Here is a 12160-nt window from a genome sequence, read left to right as displayed (position 1 = left end):
TTTGGCCTACCTGGCCCCGGCCGGTAGCCGCAAAAGCAAGGAGACCAGCGTGCCACGCTCTGAGAAGATCACTTTCACCGGAAGCACCGGTGATGCCCTCGCCGGCATCGTGGACGTGCCTGAGGGGCCTGTCCGCGGCTGGGGCGTGTACTCGCACGGCCTGACCCTGGGCAAGGACAGCCCCGCTGCTTCCCGGATCTGCAAAGGGCTCGCGGAGCAAGGTGTTGGCATGCTCCGGTTCGACAACCTTGGCCTGGGTGGCTCCGCCGGGGAATGGTCCGCGGGCTCGTTCAGCGTCAAGGTGGCCGACACCATCCTCGCCGCCGCCTTCATGCGGTCGCAGGACAGGCCGGTCTCCTTGCTGGTGGGCCACTCCTTTGGCGGCGCCGCTGTGCTGGCCGCTGCGCGCGATATCCCTGACCTCAACGCCGTGGTGACCGTGGGCGCACCTTACGAGCCAAAGCACGTTGAGCACATGTTCGACGCCGAGATTGACTCGATCCTGCGTGACGGCAGCGCCGTGGTTGACCTCGGCGGCCGTCCCATGGAGGTCCGCAGGCATTTTGTGGAGGATGTAGAACGCGCTGACCTGCGCGATTGCATCCGCACCCTCCACAAGCCGTTGATGGTGATGCACTCCCCCACTGACAACACCGTGGGCATCGACAACGCCAGCGAGATCTTCCGTACGGCGCGGCATCCGCGGAGCTTCATTTCTCTGGAAGGCAGTGAGCACCTTCTGACGGGCAAGGGACAGGCCGCCCGGGTGGCACGCATTATCAGCGCTTGGGCCGATCCTTATCTGGAAGTCCGCGACGCCTAAAACCAACGCGGGGTCACTTATGGCCCATGTTTCCCTCTGGAAGGGGCCAGAAGTGACCCCGCGTTGTCCTACTTGCCGATGGCGGCCTTGCTTTCACTAAGCCACTGCTCGGCGGCCTTCTCCGGGGTCAGCCGCTTGAACAGGACTTCGGTGTTGATGCGGGCCGTAATCTCAGAGACCGCTGTTGAACCTGTAGGACCGATGAACGTCGGGGCAAAGTCCATCTTCCCGATCTGGTCGATGTAGGCGGCCTCCGCCTTGCCCTGCGGCGTGAGCAGATCCTGGATGGCCGTACGCATGCCGGAGTTGCTGGGCACGCCACGGTCGCTCTGGATGATCTTTGCTGCGGCCTCATTGTTCACAAGGAAGCTGACCAGCTTGGCAGCGGCATCCGTGTGCTTGCTGCGCGCGGAGATGGTGTAGAACTGCGATGACTGCAGCCAGATGCCAGGCGTGGGCGTCTCCCCAGGCAACTTCAGCAGCTTCAGCTCAGCGCCGGAGGCTTTGCTGAGTGCGGTCAGGGAGTTGGACCAAGTGAGCATCATGCCGGCCTGCCCCATGCCCATAAGTGTCTGTTCAGTGCTGACGTTGAGTTTCTCCACGGTTTCCGAAGCGCTGGGGGCAGCGCCTGACTCGCTGAGCTTGAGGGAGAAATCGAAGTAGTCCTGCACGGTTTCCTTGTCCAGTCCCAGCTGGCCGTCCTGAGTGTAGAGGGACTTGCCACGTTGGCGGGCGAAGGCATCCAGCGAGTCATGCGTAAGGACGGTGGCTGTGCCGTATGTTCCCTTGGGGCTCTTGGCTGTGATGTCTTCGGCGGTCTTTGCGAAGTCATCCCAGGACCACTTGCTGTCATCCGGCAGAGCAACGCCTGCAGCCTGGAAAACAGCGGGGTTCACTACGATGGCCAAGGCGTTGGCACCAGTGGAGACGCCGTACTGCTTGCCCTGGACCTGCCCGTTTTCCAAGGCTCCCTGATCCATTTTGGAGATGTCGAGTGAGCCGTCCACCTTGGACAGATCCAGCAGGGCCCCGCGGTTGGCGTACTCGGCCGGGTAGGCACCGCCCATGGTGATGACATCGGGGGCGTCGTTAGCTGCCACCTGGGTAGCGAGCTTGTCGAAGTAGCCGCCTATGTCGCCATACTCCGGCTTGACCTTGATGTTGGGGTTGGCAGCCTCGAACTCCTTGATGGCCTTGTTGGTCAGTTCGGCACGGGTGGCGTTGCCCCACCATGAGAACCGGATTTCCACGGGGCCGTCTTCGGGCTGGTTGGATGAGGGGCTGGAGCAGGCTGCGGTGAGCCCCAGCATGCCGACGGCTGCTACGAAAGCTATTGACTTCCGGATACTACGGAGAGATCTACGCGTCATTGGGTAAGCTTCTTTCAGGCTCAAGAAAACGGTTCCTGAAACGTATCAAGGGCGTGTATATTCGTCAATAGTTTTGGATATGAACTATTTGAGCTACTAAGGAGCCCGCCGTGCCCACGAGGTCCGAGTCCCCAGCCATCGACCGCAAGGCACTCGTCCAGCGCCACAATGTCCGCCAGGAACGCCTTGACCCACGGAGTCCTGTTTCGGTCGGCAATGGCGAGTTCGCCTTCACGTTGGATCTCACCGGCTTGCAGACTTTTCCCGCGGCCTACCCTGTGGGCGCCCGCGATGACCTCCCTGCGGGCACGCTTCTGGGAACCCAGTCGCAATGGGGTTGGCACTCCGTGCCGGCGGCACAGCCCTACGACCTGGCTGGCTCGACCGTCCTCTACGATTCCCCCCGCGGCCCAGTGCCGTACGTGGACATGGTGGGTGGCATCGTCAACGATCGCGAGACTGACACCTCCCCAGCTGAGACCTGGCTCCGGGCGAACCAGCATCGGCTGGACCTGGGTCGCATCGGCTTCCACTGGCTTGAGAATGCCACCGTCCGCTCCATCCTTGAAGCGGAGATCACCGACGCCGAACAAACACTCGATTTATGGTCGGGAGTGGTGACGAGCCGCTTCACGTTGGCAGGACACCCCGTCAAGGTCACGACGGCGTGCCACCCCGACCGTGATGAGCTCGGCGTCAGCGTGGAATCGAGGGCGCTTGGTGCCGGTTTGGTCGTCGGTGTCAGGTTCCCCTATGGCTCTGAGGCGTGGCACGACGCGGCTGACTGGAACAGTCCGAACGCCCACACCACCTCGCTCGATGGCCCCGTCAAGTCCGATGAGCACCCTGGCTGCGCAATATGGACAGCCCACCGCGAGTTGGACGAGGCCCGCTATCAGGTGGTGATCACCGGCCAAAACCTTACAGTGGAACAGCCCGAACAGCATCAACTCCACGTAGCTCCTGCTAAGTCCGAAAGTCCAGACACCAACGACGTGCTGGACTTCTCCGTCGCCTTCCTTTCCGCCGGAGATGGCGACTGCATCCCTCGAGGCAACAACAGGCGAACAGTCACGACACCTGCGGTAAGCCATGCCGCCACTGATCGGACCGGCGTCGAGCTTTCTCCTGCCTGTAACGTGATCGCAGCTTCCGAGGCCTATTGGCCTGGTTTCTGGTACTCGGGCGGCGCGATCGAGCTTGATGCGACCGAGGACCCCAGAGCCAAGGAGCTGGAGCGAAGGATTGTCCTTTCCCAGTATCTGACGGCCATCAATTGCTCAGGCTCGCTGCCTCCGCAGGAAACCGGGCTCGTATGCAACTCTTGGCGTGGCCGCTTCCACTTGGAGATGCACTGGTGGCATGCCGCGCACTTTGCGCTTTGGAACCGTGTGGAGCTGCTCTTGCCATCGCTACGGTGGTACTCAAGTGTCCTGGAAGTATCCCGCCAAACTGCAAAGGCCCAGGGATTCGACGGCGTCCGCTGGCCCAAGCAGATCGGACCGGACGGCAGGGAAAGCCCAAGTCCCATCGGGACATTCCTGATCTGGCAGCAGCCACACCCCATTCACTTGGCCGAGCTTGTGTACCGGGCAAATCCCCGGCGTGAGGTGTTGGAAGAATTCTCGGAGATCGTGTTTGAGTCAGCGGCCTTCATGGCCGACTTTGCACATCCCACGTCGCGTGGGTTCGAGTTGGGGCCGCCCTTGATTCCGGCACAGGAAAGCTACGGCTCGATCCGGGCCAAGGTCACCAATCCCACCTTTGAGTTGGCCTACTGGCAGTGGGGCCTGCGGACAGCAGTTGCCTGGCGCGATCGGCTGGGTCTGGAACCTGTGCAGGAATGGGCGGACGTGGCAGATGGCATGGTGTCGCCACGCGTGATCGATGGCGTTTACGCCGCCATCGACGTGGAGCCCTTCACCATCCGTACGGACCACCCTTCGATGCTGTGCGCGCTTGGCGTCCTGCCTCAGACGGATTTGATTGACTCGACCATCATGCGCGCCACCCTGTCTAGTGTCCTCGCGGATTGGGATTGGGGCAGCACCTGGGGTTGGGACTACCCCGTGATGGCAATGACGGCTGCCCGGCTCGAGGATCCTGAGGCCGCCGTTGACGCCTTACTGCTCAGTGCGGGCAAAAACACGTTCCTTCCCAATGGGCACAACCGCCAAACCGATTCCCTGCCGCTCTATTTGCCCGGGAACGGTGGGCTCCTCGCCGCCGTCGCGCTCATGGCAGCGGGCTGGGACAACGGACCGGATCGACACGCACCAGGTTTCCCGGCTGACTGGACCGTTACGTGGGAGGGGCTGGTCCGGTCGCCGTAGCCGGGCTGGAACCAACCCGGGGTCGCTTATGGCCCATGTTTCCATTMGGAATGGGCCATAAGTGACCCCGCGTTGCACTATTCGAGGGGAATGGTTACGTCTGGGGAGTGGTGCGACGTGAACCGAGGACCTTCTTGCGCGGGGTCTCCCCCGCCTGCAGGTCAGCCTCGCGGATAGCCGCCCACGAAGCGGACACGAGGTACACCTGGCTCACGAGGTTGAACCAGATCAGAAGGCCGATGATGATGGCAAACGAGGCGAGGACAGGGTTCTGACCTGCCCGGGCCAGGAGTTCGGTGCTGAATATCTGAAGCAATGTTGTGCCGATTCCGGCCAGCGCCACCCCTTCCAGGAAGGCCCGGCGCCCCAGCTTGAGGCCACCTGCGACACGGAACAACACGGCCGCCGTCGCGCAGTTCAGCAGGAGGGGGACGACGACCTTGACGACGGCGGCCACGGGCGCCGCGACTGCTTCGTCCAAACGGAGGAGGTCGAAGATCCAGGCGGCAGCCGTGCCAAAGATGAGGGATGCACCGGCACTGACCACGAGGATCACACCAAGGAGCAGGAGGGTACCGGCGTCCACCAGTTTCTGCAGAATGGGGCTGCGCTGGAGCGGATCAGCAGCCGTCACACCCCGCAGGCCTTCCCTGACACTGGCTATCCAACCAAGGGACGTGAAGATGGTTACCGCTGCTGCGATGACGGCGGTCCATCCAAGACCTGAGGGATTGAGCAGCGTTTGCGGATCAACCAGTCCCTCACCGCCATTGACCTGGAGGAGTCCGGGAGCTGCAGAGGCCACGCTGCGAATCACGGCGTTTTCGAGTACCGGGTTGCCGCCCAGGACGATTCCCGCAATGGCGAAACCCGTAGTGAGGAGGCCCGTGACGGAGAAGAACATGTTGAAGCCGATGCCGGCACTCAGAAGCGGCCCATGCTGCCGGGTGTAGTTCTGGAAGGACCGCATGGCCCGGTTGGTGTTCAGCCTTGCGAGCAGGAGCGCGAGAAGGGCGCTGGCCCTCTTGGGCAGGCCTTCTCCGGCACGCTTGGCGTGGCCCCAGTCCTGCCGCTTGTGAAGAAGTTGAAGTTTTAGCTTTGCCAGCTCAGTTGGCAGCGGAGGACTTCCCGCCGGTGGATGTTGATTCCGCCTGCTGCGTTTCGTCAGTGTCGCCGCCAAAGTCGAGCTCTTCCCGTAGCTGCCAAATTCCATTGGTGTCGTGCTCGTAAAGTCCCATGCTAACCACTGGGAAGGTTGCCCGGTAATCTCTCAGAACCGTTTCGGCCTCGTCCAGATTTTCCTCGGCGACATCATGGGCCACGGTGACATGCGGGTGGTATGGGAAGGGAAGCAAACGCTCAAGCGGACCCGTCTGGAGCTTTTCGTGCAGCTGCACGCACTCTTCGAAGCCCTCTTCGACGTTGACGAAAACCACGGGCGAAACGGGCCGGAAGGAACCAGTGCCGGAAATGGTGATGGTGAACGGTTCCTGCGAGCGGGCCACCTCGCGCACGTGGTCCCGGGTGGCTGCCCAGTCCTGAGTGGGCGTGGTGGTGATGAGTGTGATGTGGGCGGGGATGACTTCGGCCATGGGATCGCCAAAGGATGCGCGCCAAGCCTGCAATTCCTGGGCGATCTCCGGCGGGAAGCCGAGGATCACGCCAACGCACATGGTGTCACCGGCACCGCAATCGGTGCCGGTGACAGCAGGCCGGCGCGATTCGTCCGGACCGACGCCTTGAGGGGTATCGGTCTTGACGTTGAGCTGGCCAGCTGCGCACATGAACTTAGCGGACTCCTTGCTCGGTGCGGTAGGCATCCCCGCGGTAAGGCAGGAAGCCCACCTTGGAGTAGACGTCGGCGAGCGTCGCGGAGGCGATCTCGCGGGCTTTGTCTGCACCGTGAGCCAGGAGACGGTCCAGCTCTGCCGGGTCCGCCAGAAGTTCGTTGGCCCGCTCACGAATGGGAGCAAGACGTCCGGAGACGAGTTCGGCGAGATCTACCTTGAGGTGGCCGTACATCTTGCCCTGGTAATCAGCCACGATCTTCTCAACTGGGGTACCACTGATAGCCGAGTAGATGGTGAGCAAGTTAGAGACTCCCGGCTTGTTTTCGCGGTCGTAGCGGATCTCAGTCTCAGTGTCAGTGACGGCGGATTTGATGCGCTTGGCCACGGTCTTGGGGTCATCCAACAGGTTGATAAGGCCCGCGGGTGATTCGGCAGACTTGGACATCTTGGCCGTGGGGTTCTGGAGATCGTAAATCTTTGCCGATTCCTTCTGAATGAAGGGCTCGGGCACTTGGAACGTCTCGCCGAAACGGCTGTTGAAGCGGTTGGCGAGGTCGCGGCTGAGCTCAACGTGCTGGCGCTGGTCTTCGCCGACGGGTACGCCGTGCGGCTGATAAAGCAGGATGTCTGCAGCCTGCAGGATGGGATAAGTGAACAGGCCGACGCTGGCGTGGTCCGAGCCCTGCTTCTGTGCCTTGTCCTTGAACTGGGTCATGCGGCCGGCTTCACCCATGCCCGTGATGCAGTTCAGTACCCACGCAAGCTGGGCGTGCTCGGGGACCTGCGATTGCACGAACAGTGTGCACTTCTCCACGTCTACTCCGCCAGCGATGTACTGGGCCGCCGTGACCCTGGTGCGGCGGGCGAGCTCGGCGGGATCCTGCGGAACGGTGATGGCGTGCAGATCCGGAATGAAGAAGACGGCGTCGTACTCGTCCTGCATGCGAACCCAGTTGACCAAAGCGCCAAGGTAGTTGCCAAGATGCAGGGAGTCGGCGGAGGGCTGCATGCCTGAAAGGACGCGCTGCTTGGCGCCAACGGCAAGCTTGGTGGAGGTCACGGTACTCCCGCTGGGCAGTGTGGCGGCTGGGGTGCCGGTTTCAGTCGTGATGGAGCTAGTCATTGAGCAATACTTTCGTGAAGCTTAGAGCTGGTAGTCCACTACCAGCGGTGCGTGGTCAGAGAAGCGGGTGTCCCACGAAGGCGCCCGATCCACGACAGCCGAGAACGCGGTCGCTGCAAGTCCGGGAGTCGCCAGGTGGTAGTCGATGCGCCAGCCTGTGTCAGTGTCAAAGGCCTTTCCGCGCTGGGACCACCAGGTGTAGGGGCCGGCGACATTTCCTGCCAGGCCCCTGTGGACATCCCTCCATCCGATTTCTTCACCCAGGAAGCGGTCAAAATACGCGCGCTCCTCTGGCAGGAAACCGGCACGCTTAACGTTGCCCTTCCAGTTCTTGATGTCCAGTTCGGTGTGTCCGACATTGAGGTCGCCAACTACCAGCGCGTGATCGCTGTGCTTGGCGAGCTCGGGGAGGCGCGTGGTCATGGCGTCCAGGAAGCGGTACTTGTCATCCTGCTTGGGCGTGCCTGCCTCACCGGAGTGAACGTAGGCGCTGACCACGGACAACGTGGAGGATTCACCGGCTGTGTTCCTGACGGTGAAATCCGCTTCAACCCAGCGGCCCGCGGTGGCGAAGTAGTCATCGCCGATCCCGATCCTGGTTCCGGTGGGTTCCTCGCGTGATGCAATGGCAACTCCTGCGCGGCCCTTTGCCTCAGCCTCAGCGTGGAGGATGTACCAGCCTTCGCCGATCAGTGTGTTGACGATGGCATCAGGAGCGCGGACTTCCTGCAGGCAGAGGATGTCTACCTCGCGTGGCTCCAGCCATTCCGCCATGCCGTTCTTGTAGGCAGCCCGAAGGCCATTGACGTTGACCGATGCGATGCGAAGGAAGTCCTTCTTCAATGCCGTACTCACCCGGTCTACTCTAGTCGATGATGGTGCCGGCCACGGGCTCGTCCGAGCCACCTGAGGACTTGATCATGTCCCGGGCATTGGTAGCCGTGATCGCGATGGTTTCCAACGCGCGGTTGATGGTGTCCTGGTTTGCTGCTGCGCCTTTGGCACGTTCTTCGTCCACGACGCGGACCTGCACCTGGACAATCTTGAAGGAATGGTCCAGCTTGAGGTCTCGGACCTCATCGGCCTGGCTGCGTTCGGCGACCACGCGGGTGCCGCCGCTGTCAGCCGAGGACGACGACGGCGCGCGGCCGGTTGCCGAGTTGAAAGCGGCCTGCGCTTCGCTGAACTTTGCTCCGGCGCGCCGCGCGGCCCTTCGAATGCTGAATACCACGAAGGTGGCGAGCGCGAGCCAGCCGAAGGCGACCACCGCAACTACCCAACCCACAAAATCGTTCTGGTTGGCCGCGAAAATGACGGCCACCACGAAAGCGATGATGACTACGGTTATCCCCAGGCCGCCGATGCGGAAGCCCTTGAAAAGGCCTCTACCGGACGAGGACGTGGACGGGTGCGGGTCGCCGAGAGATTGCATGAGTCAATTGTCGCAAACCCCCGAAGGTGCCTGCGCCGCTTCCACGGACGGCGAACATGGAGTCACTTCAGGAACAACTGGCGCAGCCGTCCGGTGGTGAGCATGATCCCGAGCGCGATCATCACCAGGTAGTAAGCAACGTGGATGGCTGTCGCAGGACTGAACGAGCCCACGCTGATCTGCCGCAGCAGTTCAACCCCGTGCCAAAGGGGCATGGCTTGGATGAACCACTGGATGACCTGCGGGTAGACGCTGAGCGGATAGAACGTGGCGCTGAACAGGAACATCGGCAACAGGAAGAAGTTAATCCAGTCCATCTGCTGGAACGTCTTCATGAAGCTGGTGATGCCCATGCCGAAGCTCGCGAAGCCAAAGGCAATCAGCACCGACGCAGGGATGACCAGGATGGCCCACCATGTCGTCAGCAAGCCCATGACCCCCATCACCGCGGTGAACCCGGTGGCATAGAGAAGGCCCCTCAGGAGTGCCAGGAAGATCTCACCCATGGCAACGTCCAGCGGCCCGAGGGATGTGTAGAGCATCCCCTGGTACAGCTTGGCGAAGTTCATCTTGAAGAAGACGTTCCAGGTGGAATCGTAGATGGCGCCGTTCATGGCCGAGACTGCCAGGAGTGCGGGCGCTATATAGGCCGCGTAGCTGATGTCCTCGCCGCCAGGCCCCTGGACTGTCCCCACGATCGAGCCCATCCCTACGCCCATGGCCAACAGGAAGAGAACCGGCTCGAAGAACCCGGACAACAACACCAGCCAGGTACTGGACTTGGCCGCCATGAGGCCACGGGCAACCACGGCCTTGGCATTTCGTGAGTAGAGGGGGCCGAACTTCCGTTCCCGGGCGATATCCGTGGCACTGTGGCCTCCGGTCAGGATGCTCATGAGCCCATCCTCTTCACGAACTGGCGCCGGACCAACAGCCAGCCGGCCGTGGCCGTTCCCAGGAGGAACACCACATGCGTAAGGGTCAAGACAGGGTTCTCGTCCATGCCATAAGTGAAGACCCGCCCCAGCTCCGTTCCGTGCCACACAGGCGATATCCAGCCGATCCAACGGACAGCCCACGGCAGCGTGTCCAGGGGAAAGAACGTCCCGGAGAACAGAAACAGTGGCATGACAATGAACCGCTGCACCAAAGCGAACTGTCCCTTGTCCTGGCTAATGCTGGCGGCATAGGCCATGAGTGGCAGGCCGAAGGACAGGGCCGCGACCGTAGCAACCAATGCGGACACCCATCCCCACGGACTTGGCGAAGCCCCAAACATGGCCACCACCGCAAAGTAGACCACCGACTGCAGCAGGAACCTGAGCGTGCTTGCCATGATGTGGCCGCTCGCTATTTGTTGCGGTACCAAAGGCGAAGCGTGCGGCCCGTAGAACACCCGCCGCCATTTGAAGCCATCCATGATGGGGTAGGAAAATTCTCCGGAAGCAGTCATGACCGCCGCCGACACCAGCAGCGCAGGTGCAACAAACTCCAAGTAGCTGACGCCGCCGAATATGGATTCGCTATTCGCATCAACAAGGCTTGCCAGCCCAACTCCCATGGCGAACAAGTAGGCCACGGGTTGCCCCACGCTGTAGAGAACCACGGACCAGCCGTAATTTCGCATGACGCGTAGCACTTGTTCCGCATAGAAAAAGGAACCCCAACGCCGCGCCCTGGCCGCCGAGACGGCAGGCGGGTGTGCCCGCAACGGCTGCTCCGCCGTCGTGGTTGGCTTCTCAGCTCCTCTAGTCAACGAGGCTCCTACCGGTGAGCCGCAAGAAGACATCCTCCAGCGAGGAACGGCGCACCAGTGACGTCATAGGGCGCAGCCCGCGCGCCGAAACCTGCTCCAGCGCGGCCTCGCCGTCGTGCGCGTAGATGAGCACCCGGTCAGGAAGTGTCTCAAGCCGCTCGCCGATGCCCTGAAGTTCGACGCCGATACGCGAGTTCCGCTCGGACCCGAACCTGAGTTCAAGTACTTCGCGGGACGAGTGCTCGCGGATCAAGCTGGCCGGCGACCCCTCGGCCATGATCTTGCCCTTGTCCACCACGATCAGGCGGTCGCAGAGCTGCTCTGCCTCGTCCATGTAGTGGGTAGTCAGGATCAGTGTGACGCCATTCTCCTTGAGCCTGAACAGGCGGTCCCAGAGGATGTGCCGGGCTTGTGGGTCAAGGCCCGTGGTGGGCTCATCGAGCAGGAGGATCCGGGGTTCGTTGATGAGCGAGCGCGCAATGGTGAGCCGCCGCTTCATGCCACCGGACAGCGCATCCACTTTGGAGTTGGCCTTGTCCGTGAGTTGAGCGAATTCCAGAAGCTCGTCCGCTTTGGGCCGCAGGTAGCTCAGCGGCAGGCCGAAGTAGCGGCCGTAAACGATCAGGTTCTCGCGGACCTTCAGTTCTTCGTCAAGGTTGTCCTGCTGCGGAACGACTCCCAGATGTGCCCGGACTTCGGGACCATGGGATTCTGGATCCAGGCCCATGATGTTCAGCGTTCCTGAAGTGCGCTGCGAGACCCCGCCGATCATTTTCATGGTGGTGGATTTGCCCGCGCCGTTGGGGCCGAGCAGCCCGAAGGACTCCCCCGCCGGAACATCGAAGGAGATGTTGTCCACGGCTGTGAGCTCGCCATAGGTTTTGGTGAGATTCCGCGCGCTGATGACGGTGGGTGGGTTCATGTCGAAGCTGGTTTGCCACGATTCGGAGTGTGTTGCAGAGCCGGTTGCTTCATTGTGCACCCTCAGCAGACTAGTAGCGCCAACGAATATGTGAAAGGGCTCTTGCAGATATTTTTGCAAGAGCCCTCTCGGTTTTTCCCTCGTCCCGGTCAGGACGGCGGCTGCGAGCGCAGTACCTCCAGCCGCTGCCGGAACTCGGTCTCATCAATCTCGCCCCGGGCATAGCGCTCGCGCAGCACGCCCTCAGCACCTTGGGTTGCCGCCCAGTGATGGTTGCGGCGCCACGCCCGCCGGCCCACGAAAATGAACAGGAAGATCACGAGGATCCAGAACAGCGGGAACAGGAGGAAGAACGGCCAGAACGTGCCGTCACCCCAGGGACCGTGCGCGACGACGGTGGCCGGCAGCTGTGCCAGCGCTCCCCCGAGCGTGGTGGTCTCCCCGACGATTGAAGTCAATGCGGTGAACATGTCAGTGATCCAAACTCTCTCCGCCGATTCCCGGCGCGAACCGTCTTTCGGCTCTGGTTCGAGTCTGCCCGCGGACGGCAGCCTGGGCGTCCGCCGTCGGGAGTCACCTGCAGGTACCGCCATACTCCCTTGGGAGTCGGC

General features: G+C 62.0%; 12 protein-coding genes. 2 read left to right on the top strand and 10 right to left on the bottom strand.

What is annotated here, in order from left to right; all coding sequences use genetic code 11:
- The first annotated feature begins 49 nt into the window (after window positions 1–49).
- A complete protein-coding gene (locus tag AB4Y87_RS00935; RefSeq protein WP_442002619.1) occupies window positions 50–823 on the top strand; it encodes an alpha/beta hydrolase in 774 nt (257 codons plus the stop codon).
- 68 nt (window positions 824–891) lie between these two features.
- Here the strand turns inward: AB4Y87_RS00935 and AB4Y87_RS00930 are convergent, their stop codons facing one another.
- Window positions 892–2193 carry an ABC transporter substrate-binding protein gene (locus AB4Y87_RS00930; RefSeq protein WP_442002618.1) on the bottom strand — a complete coding sequence of 434 codons (1302 nt, stop codon included), beginning with the start codon at window positions 2191–2193 and terminating at the stop codon, window positions 892–894.
- Between the two features lie 110 nt (window positions 2194–2303).
- Between AB4Y87_RS00930 and AB4Y87_RS00925 the strand changes: the two genes are divergently transcribed.
- The gene (locus tag AB4Y87_RS00925; protein ID WP_442002617.1) at window positions 2304–4526 is read left to right on the top strand and encodes a hypothetical protein; all 2223 of its coding nucleotides are present in this window, start codon (window positions 2304–2306) and stop codon (window positions 4524–4526) included.
- A gap of 94 nt (window positions 4527–4620) precedes the next feature.
- On the opposite strand, the gene AB4Y87_RS00920 is transcribed toward AB4Y87_RS00925, so the two are convergent.
- From AB4Y87_RS00920 to AB4Y87_RS00880, 9 genes are all read right to left on the bottom strand, one after another.
- Window positions 4621–5706, bottom strand: coding sequence for a YihY/virulence factor BrkB family protein (locus AB4Y87_RS00920; protein ID WP_442002616.1), 1086 nt, complete (start codon window positions 5704–5706; stop codon window positions 4621–4623).
- Window positions 5633–6310, bottom strand: a complete 678-nt coding sequence (locus tag AB4Y87_RS00915) for a 2'-5' RNA ligase family protein (protein ID WP_442002615.1) — start codon at window positions 6308–6310, stop codon at window positions 5633–5635. The genes AB4Y87_RS00920 and AB4Y87_RS00915 overlap by 74 nt, the downstream gene beginning before the upstream one ends.
- Window positions 6311–6314: 4 nt before the next feature.
- Entirely contained in the window at window positions 6315–7439 is a 1125-nt protein-coding gene (trpS, locus tag AB4Y87_RS00910; protein WP_442002614.1) for a tryptophan--tRNA ligase, read from the bottom strand.
- Window positions 7440–7460: 21 nt separating this feature from the next.
- The gene (locus tag AB4Y87_RS00905; protein WP_442002613.1) at window positions 7461–8294 is read right to left on the bottom strand and encodes an exodeoxyribonuclease III; all 834 of its coding nucleotides are present in this window, start codon (window positions 8292–8294) and stop codon (window positions 7461–7463) included.
- 10 nt (window positions 8295–8304) lie between these two features.
- Window positions 8305–8871: a hypothetical protein gene (locus AB4Y87_RS00900; protein WP_442002612.1), complete on the bottom strand. Its 567-nt coding sequence runs from the start codon at window positions 8869–8871 to the stop codon at window positions 8305–8307.
- Window positions 8872–8933: 62 nt separating this feature from the next.
- On the bottom strand, window positions 8934–9767 hold the full coding sequence (locus AB4Y87_RS00895; protein WP_442002611.1) for an ABC transporter permease: 834 nt from the start codon (window positions 9765–9767) through the stop codon (window positions 8934–8936).
- Window positions 9764–10660, bottom strand: coding sequence for an ABC transporter permease (locus AB4Y87_RS00890; RefSeq protein WP_442002610.1), 897 nt, complete (start codon window positions 10658–10660; stop codon window positions 9764–9766). The genes AB4Y87_RS00895 and AB4Y87_RS00890 overlap by 4 nt, the downstream gene beginning before the upstream one ends.
- Window positions 10620–11549 (bottom strand): ABC transporter ATP-binding protein, encoded by a 930-nt coding sequence (locus AB4Y87_RS00885; RefSeq protein ID WP_224093888.1) that lies wholly within the window; start codon window positions 11547–11549, stop codon window positions 10620–10622. Before AB4Y87_RS00885 ends, AB4Y87_RS00890 begins: the two co-directional genes overlap by 41 nt.
- A 149-nt stretch (window positions 11550–11698) precedes the next feature.
- Complete coding sequence (locus AB4Y87_RS00880) at window positions 11699–12019, bottom strand: SHOCT domain-containing protein (protein WP_223948337.1); 321 nt, start codon at window positions 12017–12019, stop codon at window positions 11699–11701.
- Window positions 12020–12160: the final 141 nt, after the last annotated feature.

The sequence above is a fragment of the Paenarthrobacter sp. RAF54_2 genome (assembly GCF_052113945.1).
Taxonomy (GTDB): Bacteria; Actinomycetota; Actinomycetes; order Actinomycetales; family Micrococcaceae; genus Arthrobacter.
Note: the sequence above shows the minus strand (reverse complement) of the source record. Positions and strands in the feature narration are given on the sequence as shown.

What these genes read in the sequence shown, in the direction of transcription:
- AB4Y87_RS00930 (WP_442002618.1), bottom strand. Translation starts at nt 2,193, where the DNA reads ATGACGCGTAGATCTCTCCGTAGTATCCGGAAGTCAATAGCTTTCGTA.
- AB4Y87_RS00915 (WP_442002615.1), bottom strand. Translation starts at nt 6,310, where the DNA reads ATGTGCGCAGCTGGCCAGCTCAACGTCAAGACCGATACCCCTCAAGGC.
- trpS (WP_442002614.1), bottom strand. Translation starts at nt 7,439, where the DNA reads ATGACTAGCTCCATCACGACTGAAACCGGCACCCCAGCCGCCACACTG.
- AB4Y87_RS00900 (WP_442002612.1), bottom strand. Translation starts at nt 8,871, where the DNA reads ATGCAATCTCTCGGCGACCCGCACCCGTCCACGTCCTCGTCCGGTAGA.
- AB4Y87_RS00895 (WP_442002611.1), bottom strand. Translation starts at nt 9,767, where the DNA reads ATGAGCATCCTGACCGGAGGCCACAGTGCCACGGATATCGCCCGGGAA.
- AB4Y87_RS00890 (WP_442002610.1), bottom strand. Translation starts at nt 10,660, where the DNA reads ATGTCTTCTTGCGGCTCACCGGTAGGAGCCTCGTTGACTAGAGGAGCT.
- AB4Y87_RS00885 (WP_224093888.1), bottom strand. Translation starts at nt 11,549, where the DNA reads ATGAACCCACCCACCGTCATCAGCGCGCGGAATCTCACCAAAACCTAT.
- AB4Y87_RS00880 (WP_223948337.1), bottom strand. Translation starts at nt 12,019, where the DNA reads ATGTTCACCGCATTGACTTCAATCGTCGGGGAGACCACCACGCTCGGG.